This is a genomic window from Limnobacter sp., assembly GCF_036405155.1.
Classification (GTDB): Bacteria; Pseudomonadota; Gammaproteobacteria; order Burkholderiales; family Burkholderiaceae_B; genus Limnobacter.
Genome location: NZ_DASWYD010000001.1, coordinates 176,399 through 194,895, shown reverse-complemented (window position 1 = coordinate 194,895; position 18,497 = coordinate 176,399). Strand labels below are relative to the sequence as shown.

Annotated in this window: 17 protein-coding genes; 4 read left to right on the top strand and 13 right to left on the bottom strand. The window is 57.4% G+C overall.

Annotation, left to right across the window (positions count from 1 at the left end; translation table 11 throughout):
• Positions 1-170: 170 nt before the first annotated feature.
• A complete protein-coding gene (rfbA, locus tag VGE55_RS00930; RefSeq protein ID WP_331129864.1) occupies positions 171-1,067 on the top strand; it encodes a glucose-1-phosphate thymidylyltransferase RfbA in 897 nt (298 codons plus the stop codon).
• Positions 1,064-1,615, top strand: a complete 552-nt coding sequence (gene rfbC, locus VGE55_RS00925; RefSeq protein WP_331129863.1) for a dTDP-4-dehydrorhamnose 3,5-epimerase — start codon at positions 1,064-1,066, stop codon at positions 1,613-1,615. The genes rfbA and rfbC overlap by 4 nt, the downstream gene beginning before the upstream one ends.
• On the opposite strand, the gene VGE55_RS00920 is transcribed toward rfbC, so the two are convergent.
• From VGE55_RS00920 to VGE55_RS00865, 12 genes are all read right to left on the bottom strand, one after another.
• Complete coding sequence (locus VGE55_RS00920; RefSeq protein ID WP_331129862.1) at positions 1,596-2,789, bottom strand: O-antigen ligase family protein; 1,194 nt, start codon at positions 2,787-2,789, stop codon at positions 1,596-1,598. The two genes, rfbC and VGE55_RS00920, sit on opposite strands and share 20 nt — an antisense overlap.
• Entirely contained in the window at positions 2,786-4,651 is a 1,866-nt protein-coding gene (locus tag VGE55_RS00915; RefSeq protein ID WP_331129861.1) for a nucleoside-diphosphate sugar epimerase/dehydratase, read from the bottom strand. Before VGE55_RS00915 ends, VGE55_RS00920 begins: the two co-directional genes overlap by 4 nt.
• On the bottom strand, positions 4,644-5,669 hold the full coding sequence (locus tag VGE55_RS00910) for a glycosyltransferase family 4 protein (protein WP_331130109.1): 1,026 nt from the start codon (positions 5,667-5,669) through the stop codon (positions 4,644-4,646). The genes VGE55_RS00915 and VGE55_RS00910 overlap by 8 nt, the downstream gene beginning before the upstream one ends.
• Positions 5,669-6,826 (bottom strand): glycosyltransferase family 4 protein, encoded by a 1,158-nt coding sequence (locus VGE55_RS00905; RefSeq protein WP_331129860.1) that lies wholly within the window; start codon positions 6,824-6,826, stop codon positions 5,669-5,671. Before VGE55_RS00905 ends, VGE55_RS00910 begins: the two co-directional genes overlap by 1 nt.
• A gap of 5 nt (positions 6,827-6,831) precedes the next feature.
• Positions 6,832-7,617, bottom strand: coding sequence for a glycosyltransferase (locus VGE55_RS00900; protein ID WP_331129859.1), 786 nt, complete (start codon positions 7,615-7,617; stop codon positions 6,832-6,834).
• Entirely contained in the window at positions 7,614-8,492 is an 879-nt protein-coding gene (locus VGE55_RS00895; protein WP_331129858.1) for an alpha-1,2-fucosyltransferase, read from the bottom strand. The genes VGE55_RS00900 and VGE55_RS00895 overlap by 4 nt, the downstream gene beginning before the upstream one ends.
• Positions 8,493-8,495: 3 nt before the next feature.
• Complete coding sequence (locus VGE55_RS00890; RefSeq protein WP_331129857.1) at positions 8,496-9,935, bottom strand: hypothetical protein; 1,440 nt, start codon at positions 9,933-9,935, stop codon at positions 8,496-8,498.
• A complete protein-coding gene (locus VGE55_RS00885) occupies positions 9,932-10,948 on the bottom strand; it encodes a glycosyltransferase family 10 domain-containing protein (protein WP_331129856.1) in 1,017 nt (338 codons plus the stop codon). The genes VGE55_RS00890 and VGE55_RS00885 overlap by 4 nt, the downstream gene beginning before the upstream one ends.
• A gap of 16 nt (positions 10,949-10,964) precedes the next feature.
• On the bottom strand, positions 10,965-11,627 hold the full coding sequence (locus VGE55_RS00880) for an FkbM family methyltransferase (protein ID WP_331129855.1): 663 nt from the start codon (positions 11,625-11,627) through the stop codon (positions 10,965-10,967).
• Positions 11,628-11,658: 31 nt separating this feature from the next.
• The gene (locus tag VGE55_RS00875; protein WP_331129854.1) at positions 11,659-12,768 is read right to left on the bottom strand and encodes an AI-2E family transporter; all 1,110 of its coding nucleotides are present in this window, start codon (positions 12,766-12,768) and stop codon (positions 11,659-11,661) included.
• A gap of 61 nt (positions 12,769-12,829) precedes the next feature.
• Positions 12,830-14,824, bottom strand: a complete 1,995-nt coding sequence (locus VGE55_RS00870; RefSeq protein WP_331129853.1) for a S8 family serine peptidase — start codon at positions 14,822-14,824, stop codon at positions 12,830-12,832.
• Between the two features lie 69 nt (positions 14,825-14,893).
• On the bottom strand, positions 14,894-17,188 hold the full coding sequence (locus VGE55_RS00865; protein ID WP_331129852.1) for a PhoX family phosphatase: 2,295 nt from the start codon (positions 17,186-17,188) through the stop codon (positions 14,894-14,896).
• A 160-nt stretch (positions 17,189-17,348) separates the two neighbouring features.
• Between VGE55_RS00865 and VGE55_RS00860 the strand changes: the two genes are divergently transcribed.
• Together VGE55_RS00860 and erpA are read left to right on the top strand one after the other, a co-directional pair.
• Positions 17,349-17,807: a DUF4864 domain-containing protein gene (locus VGE55_RS00860; RefSeq protein ID WP_331129851.1), complete on the top strand. Its 459-nt coding sequence runs from the start codon at positions 17,349-17,351 to the stop codon at positions 17,805-17,807.
• 5 nt (positions 17,808-17,812) lie between these two features.
• A complete protein-coding gene (gene erpA / locus VGE55_RS00855; RefSeq protein WP_331129850.1) occupies positions 17,813-18,169 on the top strand; it encodes an iron-sulfur cluster insertion protein ErpA in 357 nt (118 codons plus the stop codon).
• Positions 18,170-18,187: 18 nt separating this feature from the next.
• On the opposite strand, the gene VGE55_RS00850 is transcribed toward erpA, so the two are convergent.
• Positions 18,188-18,469: a helix-turn-helix transcriptional regulator gene (locus VGE55_RS00850; protein WP_331129849.1), complete on the bottom strand. Its 282-nt coding sequence runs from the start codon at positions 18,467-18,469 to the stop codon at positions 18,188-18,190.
• Between the last annotated feature and the right edge of the window lie 28 nt (positions 18,470-18,497).

The following is an 18,497-nucleotide window of genomic DNA, read 5'->3' as shown; positions in this document are numbered from 1 at the left end:
AAAATTTACTACTGGGCATTTGCAAGGCGCTGAAACAAACCTGCAACGTTACAGCGGACAGCCAGTGTAGCACCAAAGCCCGTGGGCTTGTATACCCGGTTCAAAGGTCAAATTGTCGGTAGAATTCAGCAAAAAACACACAACATTTCAAACAATTTGGCACTGCAACCATGACAGGCAAAGCACCCATGAAAGGCATTTTACTGGCTGGTGGCAGCGGCACCCGTTTGTACCCAGCCACCCTATCGGTGAGTAAGCAACTGATGCCGGTGTACGACAAGCCAATGATTTATTACCCACTCAGTACGCTGATGCTGGCAGGCTTGCGTGACATTTTGGTGATTTCCACCCCACAGGACACCCCACGCTTTCAGCAACTGTTGGGTGACGGCTACAGGTGGGGACTACACCTTGACTACGCCATTCAAACTGCGCCTGAAGGGCTGCCACAGGCCTACACGCTGGGCGAACGGTTTTTAGACGGTTGCAGCAGCGTGATGGCACTGGGCGACAATATTTTTTATGGCCACAACCTGGCTGCTCATTTAAAGAATGCTGCGGATTTGCACCGTGGTGCGAGCTGCTTTGTTTACCCCGTGCAGGACCCGGAACGGTATGGTGTGGTGGAGCTGGACGCTGATGGAAAAGCTGTAACCATTGAAGAAAAACCGGACCACCCCCGCAGCAGGCTGGCCATGACAGGTTTGTATTTTTGCGATGCAAAAGCCCCCGAGATTGCCCGCAGTTTGAAGCCAAGCTCACGCGGTGAGCTTGAAATTACTGATCTGATGAAGGTGTATATGGCCCGGGGGGAATTGAATGTGCAAGTTCTGGGGAGAGGCCATGCCTGGTTGGACACCGGCACACACGACAGCCTGATTGAAGCGTCGCAATTTATTCAGACCCTGGAAAAGCGACAAGGGCTGAAAGTGGCCTGCCCGGAGGAAGTGGCATGGCGCAACGGATGGATTGATGATGCGCAACTGGAAGCGCTGGCCAAACCCTTTGCGAAAAGCGGCTATGGCAAGTACATGCTGGGCCTACTTGAAAACAGCGTGTTGAAATGAAGATTGCCCGACGTGAACTGGGCGATGCCCTGCTGCTGGTGCCAACGGTGCACACCGACGACCGCGGTTTTTTTTGTGAACTGTTCAATGCACAAACTTTTGCGGAATTGACCGGACTGGAGGTGCGTTTTGTGCAGGACAACCAAAGCGTTTCGCGCCGAGGCGTGCTGCGTGGCCTGCATTTTCAAAAAGCACCGCGCGCGCAAGGAAAGCTGATTCAGGTGGTGAATGGTGCCACCCGCACCGTGGCCGTTGACTTAAGGCGCGAGTCGCCCAGCTTTGGGCAATGGGCTGCTTTTGAACTGAGCTGGGCTCGAAAAGAATTGCTGTGGCTACCCCCCGGTTTTGCGCACGGGTTTTATGCCCGCGAAGACAATACCTTGGTGCAGTACAAAGTGACGGACTACTGGAGCGCCGAACACGAGGTGGTGCTGAAGTGGAACGACCCGGTGCTGGCGATTGACTGGGGGCTGCAGGGGGAGCCTTTGGTCAGTCAAAAAGACGCTGCTGGTGCGTCTTGGTCAACCTTTACGAACGCGCACTCCTAAAGCAGAACACTGCACAGGCAATCACAAACAGCACCGCCTCGCTCATATCGAAGTGAAACGAGTTGAAGCAATTGCCCACTGCAAAAGCCAGCAAAAAACACTGGCCTGGCAGCGCCAGTGCGGGCGTTTGACTGGTGGCTTTGAACAGCAGGCCGTAAAACACTGCATAGGCTGCCAGGCCGACCAAACCGGCTTGAACACCGAACAACAGGAACTGGTTGTGTGGGTTGTTGAGCGCGTAAATTTTGGGCTCTAGCGGGGCCAGATTCAAAGCGTCGCGCGTAGCACCCAAGCCGTGACCAAACCAGGGGTGTTGTACCATGGCGGCAATTGCATGGCTGTAGTAAGTGAGGCGCATGCCGCTGCGCCCTGGTGCAACACCGGTGGCCTGCCATTCACGGTATTCGTCCAGCGCCTGGACCAGCATGGGAAAGTGGTCTACATGGCGGACCAACCACCACAACACCGGCACCCCGAGCAACACAGCCAATGCAGCCGCACGTGCATAGCCCAGCTTGCGGGCCAACAGCACAGCCACAAACACCAGCACAATGACCCACGCGGTGCGCCCTTCCATCATGAACATCACATTGTAGAAAGCCAGCGCTGACAACACAGCCCACGCCACGCCCCGGGCTGTGCCACGCTGGGTATAGGCCCAGTGCGCCATGAGTCCTGCAGCCAAGGCCATGAAAAAACCGTGGGTGATGTGCTGCTTGAAAATGAAGGGGTTTTCCGGGGGACCACAATCCCGAATGTGCAGCGCGTTGCAAAAACCGGGTACCCAGGCATTGCCAAAGCTGAGCGCCAGTGTGAGCAACATGCCCGCCACGAAAGCCAACAGCACTTGCTGCTTGTGCTGGGCGTTAAGCATGGCTGCGGCCACAAAAGGAATGTAGGCCAGCCGCGCATATTTCCATAGGTATTCATCAGCCTGCGCCCAGGTACTGGCGGAATACAACTGGGTGGCGCACAGCCCTAAAAACAGCGCGATGGCCGCCAAACCGGGCGCAGAAGCCAGGTGAGCGCGCAGTGCCTGACGATGCTGGGGCAACGCAATAGCCGTTACAACAGCCAGCAACAAAAACAGGTTGGTGGGCGCTGGCTTGATGGACACAAAAAATGCGGCCAGTGACAAAAACAGTGGGGATAAAAAGTTCATCCGATTCATCATGAGCAGGCCACCTTCAGAAGCAGTTGACGCGCCTGGTCGACCTGCTGTCGCTGTAGCGCTGTGTTCAGTTCTGTCAGTACCTGGTCAAATGCCTGCACATCGAACAACGGCTCGTAGGCCGACAATATTTTGGGGTGTGCGGTTTGACGCGCATTGGCATGGTCGATCAACAGTTCTTCGTACAACTTTTCGCCGGGCCGCAAGCCCGTAAATGCAATGGCAATATCGCCTTCTCCGGTGGTGGGGTCAACAGGTTCCAGCCCAGCGAGTTTGATCATGTTGCGGGCCAGGTCGAGAATTTTCACGCTCTCGCCCATGTCCAGCAAAAACACTTCGCCACCGTCGGCCAGGCTACCAGCCTGAATCACCAACTCCACGGCTTCGTGAATGCTCATGAAAAAGCGATTGATGTCAGGATGCGTCACCGTGACTGGCCCACCCTGCGCAATTTGCTCACGAAACAGGGGAATCACACTGCCTGATGAGCCCAGCACATTGCCGAAACGGACCGCACAAAACCGCGGTTGAGTTTGACCGGCTGCACGGGCCATATCCTGCTGCTGCTGGACAGCCAATTCGGCCCAGCGCTTGGTGGCACCCATGACGTTGGTAGGGCGGACGGCTTTGTCGGTGCTGATGAGCACGAATGTTTCGACGCCGTGCTGCCTGGCAGCTTGCGCCACGCAACGTGTGCCGTGAATATTGTTGTACACGCCTTCGGCCACATTGGACTCGACCAGCGGAACATGCTTGTGGGCGGCTGCATGGTACACGGTTTGTATGCTGTGTTGTGCAAATACAGAATTGACCAGCGTTGGATTGGTGACCGAGCCCAAGATGGGCACAACAGTGCACACGCCCATAGCGTCGATTTTTCGGTGAACCTGGTACAGCGCCGGCTCGCTGTGATCGAGGATAACCAGGCAACTGGGCGACAGTGCGGCAATTTGCCGACACAACTCGCTGCCAATGCTACCGCCAGCCCCGGTGACCAACACCACTTTGTTGCGGATGCAGCGCCCCAGCAAGGCGGGGTCTGCAGCCACTGGGTCGCGCCCCAGAAGGTCGCCAACGTCCACTTCACGCACTAGGTTGACCAGGTTTTTGCCGGAAGCAATATCGGCCAATGCGGGCAGAATGCGCACCTTTAAACCAAGATCTTCGAGTGATTGAACCGCTTGCCGTTTGAGTGCATGACTGCCACCGGGCAGGCAGACAATGGCATCGCGAATTTCGTAGTGGTCGATCAGGAACGGAATGCGTGCGCTGGGGTAAACGCGAATGCCGGCGATGTCCTTGTGAACCAGCTCGGGCGAGTCGTCGATAAACCCGGCCGGAAACAGCTCACGCCCCTGCATGAGGGAATTGGCCAACTGTACAGCGGCCTCGTTGGCGCCATAAATGAGCACCTGCCGGTCGGAAATTTGGCGGCGGGTGGGCAACCACAACAGCCAGCGTGCGCCAAAGCGGGAGGCAATGATGAGCGCACTGAGGATGAGCCAGTAAAACAAGGGCACCGAGCGGGGTGCGGCTTCCAGACGTTGAACGTCCATGAAAAAGACCAGTGCGCTCCACAGCAAGGTGGCTTGCGTGGTGCATTTGACGACGCTCCACAGGGCCTTTTCACCCACATACCGAATGACTGAACGGTACAAACCATTGGCAATAAACACCGGGACAGCAATGACGGGCGCAGCGGCAATGAGCAACCACTGGATGTGGTTGGGCTGTAGGGCCTGCCCCAAGCGCAATGAGTAGGCGGCCCACACTGAAAACAATAGGCAGAGCACATCAAAGGCGATGAGCACCAGCTGTTTGGTGGAGCGTGGCCAAGCGATGATGGCCCATTTTTTATTAATCATCCTGTCGACCTGCTTTCAGGGTTACTGCCAGCGCCACCAACGGGCCATAGGCCAGCAACAGTGCCCAGTGAACAGCCAAGTGACCGGATACATACACCGCAGCCACGGGCAACAACCAAGCCACCAGAATACCAGCCACCGCCAAGGTGACGGGACGGTGGGCTTTGAAACGGCGGGCAGCGATTTGGAACGCGTGGGAACGGTGCGCTTCACCGGGATTTTTACCGCGAGCGACACGCACCAACAGTGTAACGGTGGCATCTGTAATGAACACGGCGAGCAAAATAAGCCAGGCCATGGCCCAATGCAGGTCGACCTGCGCATACAGCAAAATAAAGCCACCAAACGCAAAACCGAGTGCGCCGCTGCCCACGTCGCCCATGAATATTTTGGCTGGCGGAAAATTAAACACCAGAAACCCCAGCGCGGCGGCAGCAAAAACCAGCACTGGCACAACGGCTTGTAACGGCAACTCCGCGCACAACCACAACAGAGCAAACCCGATACTGGCGCCGAATGCCTGTACACCGGCAATGCCGTCAATGCCGTCCATGAAGTTGGTGAGGTTGATCAGCCAGGCCACCATCAGCACCTGAAACAGAGCCCAGCCTGCCTGGGCGAAAGCCAATTGCGGATTAAACACCCATTGAAGCTGGGGTGGTACCGGCAGTTGTAGCACCCACACCAAAACCAGCGCTGCAGCCAGGTGTGCAACGAAGCGAATGCGTGCAGGCAGGGGCTGGTGGTCGTCCCAGTACCCCACAGTCGCAATGGCTGAAAACCCGGCATACAGGGCCCACCACCCGGCGTTGGCGCCAACACCGGTGTTGTTTGCATAAGGTAGGCCACACAGCAGAAACGCCAGCACAATCGCTAAGCCGCCGCCCCGTGGCGTGGGCTGGGTATGCGAGCTGCGGTGATTGGGCAGATCAAGCACGCCCCGGCGCAGGGCGTAGTGACGGACCAGCCATGTGCACGCCATCGAGAGGATGAATGCCGAAACCGGGAGAAAGTCCATCACGCCTGCACCCGTTTCAACAAACGTGCGTAGTGGGCCAGAAAGGCTTCCAGCACCACCGACTGTTGGAACTCGGCTTCCACCCGCAAACGGGCCTGGTGTCCAAATGCTTTCATACGCTCCGGTTGGTCAATGAGTGTGGTGATGGCTTTGGCCAAATCATCGGCGTTGCCCTTTTCAAACATCAAGCCGGTTTGGCCGTCGACCAGGGCATCGGAAATGCCGTAGATGCGACTGCCAATCGACGGAATACCGAGAGCAGCGGCTTCGATAATGACCACCCCAAAACCTTCCCTGTGACTGGGCAACACCAACACATCAGCGGCTTGAAGAATATCCTCGGGTGCCGGTGTGTAGGGGCGGTACACCAAGGCATCCGCCATTGTTGCAGACCATGGCTGGATTTTCTCGAGGATTTGCTCTTCATCCAGCCCAACCAGCAGCAACCGGGCTGTGGGCCGTTGGGCATGCACCTGGCTGAAAGCCTGGGCCAGTTCCAGCAATCCCTTGTCGACATTCAAGCGGCCCAGGTATAAAAACACCGTGTGCTGGGGGCCAAAACCCAGTTGTGAACGTTGGGCTTGGCGAACAGAGGGCTTGGGCGAAAAGCGCACCATGTCAACGCCGCCGATGGAGCCATTGGCCAGCACGGTGGATTTGCGGGCAGAGATGAGGCCCTCGCGAACCAGCACATCCCGCTCGGAATGGCTGACCACGGTGAGGTCGGTGGCGCACCAACCCACCAAGCGGTCCATGAACCGCAGAATGGCCCGCCACACACCTGTTTTATTGGCCCAAATTTCGCCTTGAAAAGTGTGCAAACGAATGGGCACACGCGCAAGAAATGCGGCCAGTATGCCCAGAAGACCGGCTTTGGGATTGACCGTGTGGACCATGTCGAAACGCTGGCTGCGCAGGTAGCGATACAACTGCCAGAGGCCTTTTAAATCCTTGACTGGTGACACAGCTCGCTCGATATCGATGAAATGGATGTTGGTTTTGAGGGGCAGGCTGTTGCGAATCTCTGGGTAGTCTTCCTTCAGGATGAGCGTGACGTCGTACCGCTCGGCCAAGGCATTGAGATGCGGCACCAGGAAAAACTTCACCTGAAGAATGGTGGTGGTGATAAAGGCAATTTTGGGTTTGTGTGCGGGCATGCAATTCACCGTTTGGAGAGCTTTCGCACCACGAATTGAACCATGGACCGTGCAATACCCAGCAGGAACATGGGCTTGCCGGTAAGCAACCATTCACGCAGGCGCAAGCCAATGTCGTGCGCCACGAATTCGCCGATGCGTGCCTTGGACGTGGCTTGGCCGCTGTGAAAGCGGTATTGCAGCAGCACATCGGGCAAGTTGTCGAACTGGACAGCGGGTTGATGACGCAGGAGGCGCAACCAGAGGTCGTAGTCTTCGGAAGCTACACCGTACATGTACCCCCCCACAGCCAACAACAAGCTACGCCGGATACACAGGGTTGGATGAGCCAGCTCGCATTTGAAAGGCAGACGGGACCGAAGCGCCGCATTGCCCGCCAGCTGCCGAGAGACAGCGCCGAAGGTACCGTGTTCATCGATGATTTGATAATTGGAGCCCAGCACATCGAGCGCGGGGTGTTGGGACAGGTGCTCGGCCAACACAGACAAACGTTGCGGCAAGGCAATATCATCACCGTCCATGCGGACCACGTAATTGCCCCGTGCGGCATGAATACCGAGGTTGAGCGCAAACGGCAACTTGCACATGGGCGTGCTCAGCACCTGAACCTGCGGATGTTGGCCATAACGCTGGCGAAGCGCATCTGTGATGGTCATGTGTTGTGGACCATTGACCACCAGCAACAACTCGTACTGCGTGTATTCCTGATCCAGAATGCTGCGAACCGCCATGTCGAGATAAGCATTGTCGACATGGGTGGGCAACACGACCGAGAAAAACGGTAGGCTCATTTGGTGAGCCTCCGCCATCTGGAGGGAACCAGGTCGGCTTCTGCATAAGTGGGATCGTTGTACCAGGGCTGCGGCGCAATTTGAATGCCTTGACTGCTTTGTGACAACCAGGCCCCCCACCAACTGAAGGAGCTGTTGGCAATGATGTGGTGCTGGCAGGCGGCCATGAGTGCAATGTCGTGCGCCGGATGCTGGGCTACACCATCAACCTGCACAGTGGACTGCGGCAGGCGAAGTTTTTGGCGTACCCACGCAAAGTCGTTGGAAAAGACAAAAAACCGCGCATCGGGTACTTCGGCCATTACCCGGTCAATGGCCTGCTGGTAGTAATTGGCACTGCACACTCCGTGTATGCGGAGGGTTTCGGGGTTGCTGACATAGTCGCCACGGCGGACATGCAGCGCTACCGACGGCACGCTGCGCAACTCGGTCATCAGTGCCTGGCCCTGCTGAGTCAAAGGCAATGCCAATGTGAACTCTTGCAACAGCAACGGGCGAATGGCCTGAAAATAGCGTTCACTTTGAAAGTAGCCTGAAAGGTATTGAACCCCCCGGCGGGTTTCAAGGTCTGGCTGATAGGCAAGGCTGGCCTCTTTGTAGTAGGTGGTGGGGCGGAACACCGATACACGTTCGGCCAATTCAATACGCCAAAGGCTGGGTGCCGTGTTATGACTTGTGGCCAGCACAGCTGCCGACAATGACCAGGCGTTGAGCCCATAGCTGTGCAAGGTGTAACGCTGAAATGCGCGTGCATCAATCTGCAGTGCTTGACCGGTACGCTGGGCCAGCGCAAGGGCAGCGGCATACTGGAACATTTGATTGCCCAGGCCACCCGCAATGCGCACCACCAGCGGTTTTGAAGAAGCAGAGTGCATGACTTAAGGCCCCCGCAGCTTGATCTGCAACAGGGCTTTCAGGCCCGGGTTGGTTTTGAGCACATGAACAGCCAAGGCGGTGGCCACCGTACCCACCCATGCGACCTGCAGCAAACCCGAGAACAGGGACTGAACCGGTGGCAGCCAGGGCACTGCCAGCAAGGCCAGTCCGGCAAACAAGGCTGGTATGCCAAGGCCAGACCAGTGGATGGACCAGTCCAGAAGTTTTTTCATTTGATGCGACAGGGCGATAAACAGAACAAGACCGGCCACCGCCAGTGAAATTACCGCGAATTCTACAGGCATTTTGAGCAGGCCGCTGCCCAGCAACAGAGCCATCAAGGTAAGTACCGCCAAGCCATACGGTGCAATAAGGTAACGGGTTTGACGGGTGGCCTGCGCGGCATTGCCCACTACGTTGGACACCACCCGGAAAAACTCCACGAACGCAGCCAACAACACCACACTGGAGGCTGCATGGTAGGCTGGGCCGACAAACAACAGCAATAAAGCCTTACTGCTGAGTACAGTGGCCCCCAGTAACAACAGGTAAATGGGCAACTGTGCGTTGATGAGCTGTGAAAACACCGCACCCATGCCGTTCCTGCCCTGTCCTTCCAGGCCACGGTAAAACAGGGGGATCAAGACTTGCATCAACAGGCTTTCGGCCAGTGTCCAGATTTGCAATGTGAGTGTGAGGGCCACATACAACTGCCCCAAAGCTTCCAGCCCCCAGTAATGCTCACCCACGAATCGCCAGCCAGCGGTGACTATCCACATACAGGCTGTGGACAAGGCCAATGGTATACAAAACTGCGCGTAATCGGCCCGGCTGATCAAGACTGGCGGACCTGAGACGGACCTAACCAGTTGATGCCGAGGCAGGCTAGAGCGCGCGAGCACTGCGCCCACAGCCAGGCCGGTGGCTTGCCCCAGCAACCACAGCGGTGCCGAAGCAGTGTGCCAAGTAAACAGCACCGAGCAGACCAAGCCCAAAGCCACCGACACATTGCTGAGCAACACAAACTGTTTACGATGCCCCAACATGTTGAGCAGGGGCACGTAGGTGCCGTTGTACACCGCAGCCACCACTGCTGCAGCCACGGCGATGCTGGCCATGCCAGGCCATTGGCCTGTTTGTTGTAAGGCCCACATTGCAAAAGCCGATGCGCTCAACAGGGATGCACCCACCACCCATGGCCGATAAGCCCGCAAACGCTGGGCGAGCGAGCCTTCGTCCCACCAGGCGTGCGTGTGACGATTGATCCACTGCCCCACCGGATTGATAACAACGAGGGTGGACAGGGTTTGCGCGCCCAGCATGAGCGCCATATATCCGAACTCGGCACTGGACAGCACCGTGGTTGAGACACGTAAGGCAATCAAGGCCAGCACTGCCGACAGCAGACGACCGCCTGCGATGACGAGGACGTCCCGCGTCATGCGGCCTCCAGGTCTTGAAGCACCTGCCTGACCAGCGTGTCTGCAAAAAACCCTGCGCCAAACGGCGAGGATTGATCAGAGGCCAAATACCGCAAAATATTGGTCTGGTATTGGGCATATACCGCAGGCTGCATGCTCACCAAATGCTGGTATAGGGCCTCGTGGCTATCAAAGGCTTGTCGATCAATAAAACAATCGGCAGGAATGTAGTCGGTGATGTTGGGTGCGCCCCAGTACACAGGCACGCAACCCGACAGGAAGCAGTCAAAGATTTTTTCAGTGATGTAACCCGGTGTTTTTTGAACATTCTCGTAACAGATCGAAAATTTGGTTCGGCGAAGCACCGAGGCCTTGGTGTCCACGGGCCCTCGATAGCTGGGGAAAGGCTTTGCCGGGTTAAGCCAGGGAAAGCGCTGCCGAACCTTGAAGATCAAACTGCCCAGGGTGCCTGCCTTGCGCTGTGGCAGGTGCCAGCCGATGCCATAAAGCGCGAAGTCCTGTGGAGCATAACGCTCAAACCAGCGAATGGTATTGACCCGTTGGGAGTAAAGTTCATCAGGCGACGGGGTGGACACAGCCTTGTTGGCGGAAATCATGCAGGCCAACAGCTTGCGCTCGGCGAATCCCGGTTGTGGCTCGGCCTTCAGCGCGTTGGGAAAATTGAGTTTGATGTATCGCTGTCCGTCCACGAGACCATCGTGCCAGGTGAAAATGCGCCGATACCGATTCAGGTTGTGGGGGTCAAAATTGCCGGGCAAAATTTGCCCGGTTTCCATTTGAAGCAGGTAACAATGGGGGTGATCGCTGGATTGAACGTTCAGGTGTAGTTCGAACGCGACCGGATGTTGGCTGTTCAAGTCGGGCGTGTTGACTTCGATACCATACCGCGCAAATTCGGTTTTCAGCTGATGGTAAGGCACCAGGCAATCATCACGATTGAAGGGCCCTTCAAGGTCAAACAAGGCATTGCGGGAAACGCCACTTGCCCGCAGCGTGGCAAAGCGTGTTTTCATGGTGCAAGCTCCACAATCACTTGCGGGACCAACCTTCCCAAACGAATTCGTAATTCCAGTCTTCCCGGTGGGTTTTGGAAAAACTTTGGCGAATGCTTTGACGCTGCTCGACAGCATTGGGCACGAAGTTGTGAAACTGAATTTGCAGATGGTTGAACTTGGGCATCAGGCCATGTTCAATCAAGGAAGGGAATATGAAGAATTCACCCCCTTCCACATTGACTTTGATGAGGTCTACCTCGGGGTCGCCCAACGCATGAAATACCGCACTGGCATCACGAAGCTGCGCCTTGTAAGCGGCATTGTTTTCGCCAAGGCGTACGAAGCTGGAGGCGTCGCCAGTGTCGGTGATCTCAAATTCACCATCGGCATTTGACAAACCATATTGCAGACAAACAATTGATGGATTGTTTTTAAACCGCTCAACACAGTGTGCGTAAAAGTGCGGCACAGGTTCAAACAAATAAACCTTGCAGCCATATCGGCTGTGAATTTCATGGGCAAAATCGCCCTTGTAACCACCCACATCCCAGACAACGGATTGTGCGTTCAATGGGTAATTGACGCGCAACGTGGTGTCACCCTGGTCCTTGAACCAACGCTTGGCTGTGAGTAAAAAGGGATCGCGCAAAATTTCCCGGCGAACAAAATTTTTGAGCTTTCGCAACAATACATTCATATGCGTATATCCGGTCGACAAGACAATAAATTCACACCCACCCCCACTTCTGCCAGTGCATTTTCAGGAATGCATACGTAACCGGTGCGGTAATCAGCCCTGGCAAACCGAAAGCCACCTCGCCCAGAATAATCGCGATGAGCATTTCGGGCACGCTGGCCTGCACGTTGCGGCCAATGATGTAGCCATTCACAAAGTATTCCAGTTTGTGAATCACGAACAGGTACACCACCGACCCCAGCGACACCCAGGGGCCAAACCGAATGGTGAGCACCAAAATGAGCGTGTTGGCCATGATGTTACCAGCCGCTGGAATGAGGCTGGCAATGCTGGTGAACATGAGCAGCAACTCGCGAAATGGCAACACCACGTCGAAGGCGGGCAATATGCCGTAGATGAACACGGCCGTGCAGAAAGTGTTCCAGATGCTGACGTACACCTGCGCACCCATGAGCAAGGTGAAGCAGCGCACGTAGCTTTCCATGGCGTGCACCCACGCATGCGCCAAAGGGCGGCTTGCTGCACCTGCAGCCACGCTGGCGCGGCTCATGAGTGCGGCCGAAACGCCCAAAATAAGCGCAAACACCAACTGAATGAACACAAAGAAGCTGGCACCACCAAAATTTTTAGCGTAGCCCATGAGGTCGCCGGTGGCGTGGCGGGCCATGTCAAAAAACTCTTTGGCGCTGCCCGGCACTTTGCTGCGCACCTCCTCGGGCAGGCTGGCCGCCACGGTGTTCAAACTTCGTATGGCTTCTTCGGCCAGTTGCGGGCCTTGTGTGGCCACGCTTTCAATCACAAAGCGCACCGCAGTGCCCAAACCCAGAATAATGAGCACCAAGGCAGCGATGACCGTGAGGGTGGTTAACCATGTGGGCAAAAACAGGTAAACCGTGCGACTGACTGGGTGTTGCGCCCGCGCTGCCTTGTTGAGGAACAGGCGGACATAGAAACGCCTTGCCAGCCGAGTGAGGGAAAACACGGCCAGGCCGGCGATGAGGCCGGTGCCGATTTTGACCGAGAGCATGAACACCCAGAGGGTGAGCATACCAAGGACAGCGGCGTATTCCCAGCGGACCGTTGCGGGCAGGGGTTCGGTGTTGCTTGTGGTGGACTGGCTGAACTTTGACGATTCACGCATGCAAGGGCTTTGGGGGTGAATGTTGAAGCGACCCGGAAGATTCTATCCCAGTTGCCCTCATTCACCGCGCTGGCTGGCCCCTTCGATGCCAAAACAACAACACACCCAGCGCCAGCAAGCCCACTTGGCCCAAGGCACCCCCACCCCCGCCGCCGCCACCGCTGTTGGAAGCCACAGGAGAGACCTCGGTTGGGGTGACTGAAGGCGAGCCACCGCCCGAAGAGCTACCGCTGCCAGCACCCATGACGGTCGGCATGAAGGTGCGCTCATTCACCCCACTGCCCACCACCCGAACCACGCTGCTGCTGGTTTGGGCGCTGGCAGCATCGGTCACCGTGAGTTGAAATTCAGCGATGTTGGCGGCCAAGCCGCCATCCAGTCGAAGATTGGCCATGTCTTGCCCGGATAGGCGAACCGGGTTGCCATACACCTGTGCCCAGCGGTAGGTGAGGCCGGTGTTTTGCCCGGCGGCGTTGCTGGACAGACTGCCATCCAATACAACACCCCCATCCGACGACACCACTTCCGATTGGGGCACATTGGCCACCGCGCGACCGACGCCCAGCACACGGCCCAGAGCACCCACAGGGTTGAGCAAGCCCGCACCGCAACTGTTGACCGTGCAACTGCACCGCACCGTGCCAAAAAGACCTGAACACACGCCAGCATTGTCGGGGTATGCACGGGCCGAATTGCGCAGGGCGGCTATGAGGTCGCTGTTGCTGGTGCTGGGGTTGGCCGCTTTCAGTAAAGACAAGGTGCCCGCCACCATGGGTGCAGCAAAGCTGGTGCCCCGAAACAGCAGGGTGTTGTTGCCGGCGGGGTCGGGCTGGCCGCGCTGGCTGCCCGCCGCAATGCCACTGTTGTTGGCACCCACATAGCGCCCCTGCGAGTCGCCCGGTGCAGAAATTGACAATTCGGGACCACTGCTGCCTTTGGCGGTGTAGGTGGCCAGGCGACCATCATTTTGTGCGGCAGTGGCGGCAATGGCACCCGGGCACGACGCCGGAAATTGCAGGTTGCCCCCGCTGTTGTTGCCCGCTGACACCACCACCAGGGCGTTGGCTGCCCGTGCATCGGCAATGGCCTGCGCCACACCGGTGGCATCGCTTGCACAGCTGGCGCCCAAGGGCGAGTCGGCCGCGAAGCTGAGGTTGATGATGCTGGCCGGGTTGGGGTTGACGCCGATCAACGGGTCAACACGGCCGCTGCCGGTGGCCCAATACATGCCATCGATGATGTCAGACGAGGTGGCAATGCCACACCGACCCGACACCCGCACCGGCAACACCTTGGCATTCCAGTCCATGCCGGTCATGAAGGCTGCATTGTTGGCTTGGGCAATGGCCACTGAGGCCACAGCGGTGCCATGAAATGAACTCGTGGTGCTGCCGTCGGAGCAGGTTACGCCGGATGGTGGCGCATCACCGGGGTCGGATGGGTCGGCATCGCGCCCATCGCCATCGTTGGAGCCGCCTTCATTGGCCACACCCCCGGTGCCACTGCCGGTGGCGGGCGTAACCTGGGCAACAAAGTCGTACCCGGGCAACAGCCGGCCCTTGAGGTCGGGGTGGTTGTACAGAACACCCGTGTCGAGCACGGCAATCACCACCTTGGCGCTGCCACGGGTGGTTTGCCACACGGTGCGCATGTTCAGCGCGGCATAAGCGCCCTGCCCCAGGTAGCTCGCCTGGTTGCCCGCGTAATTGGGGTCGGTGGGGGCAGCCACCTCGGTGCGGTGAAACACAAAGTCGGGCTGTACAAACTGCACCCCCGGCACAGAACGCAAGGCTGCCGCCAGGGCTGAATCGGTTTGCAAGCTGCCCAAGGCTGGCAATGTGGGCAAGCTGACCAGCACGCTGCCCGGCTGCAGAAGTGGGCGGACCACCTTCAACTCAACCCCCAGACGCTGCTGCAGTTGGGCGAGCAAAGGGGCGGCGGGCAAGCTGCCGGTATTGATGATCCAGCGCTGCGAGGGCGCTGCCTGTGCAGAACCGGCACCCAAACCCAGCAGGGCCATTGCCGTGCCAAACCCTACAAACCGTATCCACTTCACCACCCGACAATCCTCCAGCCCGCTGCAGGGCATTACCTCAGTAATACCCGTACAACAGGCTGAACAGATTCACAGGCCGATCATGCCGCCATCGGTCCGCGTGATCACAATGGTTGCCGAACGCGGACGGTTGGTGGATGAAGGTCCCTGACCCGTGGCCGGATTACCAAACCCGCCACCGGCCAGGGGATATGGCCAGGAGCTGGTGGGGTTGGCGAGGCTGGGGCTTTCTTCTCCCGGATGCTGAATGTTGACGAACAATGACTTGCCGTCTCCACTTTCGGTGATGCCGGTGATTTCACAGTCCTTCGGCCCTACCAGAAGCCGTCGAATGGTGCCGGGCTTGCCCACTTTGGTGGTGACTGTGCGCGTGGTGGCGGGCGTGGTACGGTCTCGGTTGACAATGTCTACGGTTTGTCCGTCGCCGACCTCACCGGGCACCACCGCCAACAGCATACAGTTGGTGGTGTCGGTGAAAGCACCATCGTCCGTTTCAATGAACAGCACGCCGGTTTTCTGGGAGAACCACAAACCATCGGGGCTGGAGAGGAAGTTGTCGTTAGTCAGACCTGACACGTTCACACTGGGCTTGTTGAGGTCGTCCAGTTCGGCGCCGAACAGGTAGATGTCCCATGCAAAGGTGGTGGCGGCCGGCAGGCTGCCGGTTTCACGCCAGCGAATAATATGGCCATTGACGTTGCCATAGGTTGCGGAGGCACCCGCATTCACCACCCCATCGCCATCATCGTCGTTGTCCAGGTAGGCCCGCGGGTTGGCCGCGTTCACGGCAGCCAGTGCTGTGCGGCTGGTGTTGTTGGTCAAGGTCATGTACACCTCGCCGTTGCGCGGGTTGACGGCGCCCCATTCCGGCCGGTCCATGGGCGTGCCACCGATGTGATCAGCCAGAATCCGGGTGTTGACGTACTGGTCCAGCGTACCTTCCACGGTGTAAGGTGTGGCCGACGCTGTGAGCGCACCGGGGTTGCGCGGTGTGATCACCGTGCCGGCGGTAATGGTGCCCAGTTCCAGCCACTGGCCCGAGAAGTCGTCATTGAATTTGGCCACATACAACTTGCCGTTGTCGAGGTATTTGTCGCCCACGGCCAGCCCCCCGTTGACGTCGGCCGGGTCCCAGTTGGCAGCAGACACAAATTTGTAGATGTATTCAAACCGGCTGTCGCAACCCATGTAAAACACGATCGGTTTGCCAGCCTCTACAGGCCCAACCCAGGCACCCTCGTGCGCAAACCGGCCCATCGCGGTCCGCTTTTTGGGTGTGCTGTTGGGGCGGAAGGGATCGATTTCAACGGTGTAACCGAAGGTGTAGGCTGCATTGCGATAGTCCAGCGCACCCTGTGTACCCGTGTCGGCGCGTGTGGTGGCAGCCGTGGTGGGTACAATATTCCATCGGGAAAATGGCTCGCCCGATTGCCCGGCCTCGCTGGCCGTGGTCCAGTTCTCACGTCCGGTCTGGTTGGTGGGTATACCGTAACGACGCAAAGACGAGACGTCGTTGGCAATCACGTTGGTGTTGCCTGCATTCACATTGCGGAAATAGCCGTTCCAGTTTTCTTCGCAAGTGAGGTAGGTACCCCACGGGGTGTAGCCGGCAGCACAATTGTTGATGGTGCCGCGGGTGCGAGTACCGTCGGCTGAAAACTTGGTTTTCATGAAGTCGCTGCCACGCAGGGGGCCGCTGATGTCCATGGTGGTGAATGTGGTGATGCGGCGGTTAAAGAGCGAGTTTTGGACAACGCTCCACAAGCCATTGCTGCCACGGCGAATTTCAATCACGCTGACGCCTTGAATGTTCATTTCCTTCAAACACTCATTGGCATTGCGCGGCGCCGCTGAAGGCCCGTTGACATGCAGGAAAAGCGGCGTAATGGCTTCATGGTTGATACACAGCAAACCATGGTCGGCCACCGTGGGGTCCCAAGAGTTGCTGGCACTGAGCCCAAAGAAATACATGCCGTCATGGTGGTCACCAGACCTGAATTCAAATTCGCTGGGGTTGTTGGCACCATCGGAACCATCGTTTGCATAGGCGGCAACGCCCGCTGCGATCGGGTCACCCAGCTTGTACACCACCTGGAACTGGTAGCCTGGCGCCACCTGCACACTGTCGGCGGTCGAAAAGCTGGTAGCCGAAAATCCAACAGCCTGGAGGCGTGAGGTGCCGCTGGCTGCTGTGGCTGTGCCTTCGCCGCCGCAACCGGCCAAACCCAGGAACCCCAGGGCACCCAAACCCATTCCCCCTTTGAGCAAGCTGCGGCGTGCGGGGTTTTGCAATTGCTTGTTGATGATTTCTTCGAAGGATGGGCTGGACAATACCGCCATCTCTTGTTGAGTCATTGTTGACATACTGGCCTCCTGATAAAGCCAGCCGATTTTCAATTTTCTTCGTGACAAGGCCGTGAGACTTTGGTGAATTTTATGTGTCAGCCCAGACCGGGGGCCCACTTGCCCGCCGTCATGCGCCATGGCACACTAAAAAGCTCAGGGTGTATTGCGGGGAGGCCCTTTGAACAAGGAAGACGGCGTTTTCAAAGCGATTTGGAAGTGGTGGCTGCTGGTGTTTGCATTGGGCTTGGCCGCCGCCTTTGCCAACAAGGCCACAGCGGCTGAACAACCGGCAGAGCGCCGGGAAAGCCAGGCGGTCATAGAGGCCCAACTAAAGGCATTTCAGGACAATGATGCCCAACGGGCTTTTGCCTATGCCAGCCCGAGCGTGCAGCGGGTATTCGGCGATGCCAGTACGTTTTTAACCATGGTGAAGCGGGACTATGACGTGGTATACCGCCCGGCGTCGGTCAAATTTGTGGGCTTTGAACGCAATGGGCGACAAGTGGCCCATTCGGTGCAGATGATTGATCAAAGCCGGGTGCTGTGGAACGTATACTACTTGCTGGAGAAACTGCCCCAGGGCGGTTGGCGAATTTTCAGTTGCGACATTGAAAAAGCCGCCACCGACCTCATCTAGCTGTTATGAGCCCCACCCACGACACCCCAACCTGCCAGATCAACCTGACCGATGCGGCCCAGGAACGGATTCTGGACCTGCGCGACAACATGCACAAACCAGCCATGATCCGCTTGTATGTGCAGGGTGGTGGCTGCTCGGGCTTTGAATACAAAATCGACATGGCCCGCGAAGTGGCCGAGGACGATATCCAGATTTCAGTGAACCCATACATTGAACTGTACGTGGACCCCTTCAGTGCCCCCTACCTGGAAGGCACAACCATTGACTACGAAACGCACACCATGGGCTCGCGGTTTGTGTTTCACAATCCGCAAGCCAAAACCACCTGCGGGTGCGGGTCCAGTTTCTCGGTGGAATAAACACGGTTAGCCACCGTTTTACAACAAGCGGTTGCGCCGAAATTGGGCATCCACCATCAAGCGTTGAATGAGAAATTCGTCTTTGGGGTCGCTGGACACAAAAGTTTGAACCTGCAGCGCGTTGAACACCGCGAACAAGCGATTCACACTGATGGAACCCGGGTTCTTCTCCAGAGAGGACACGGTGCGTTGGTCGATGCCCAACAATTGCCCCAGTGATTTTTGAGTGAGGCCCAGCTCACGGCGGCGGTTGCGGATCACGCCGGTTAAATCGATTACAGCAATTTTTTTGACAGTCATTGGGTGGTGTTCGGTGTGCAGAACCATT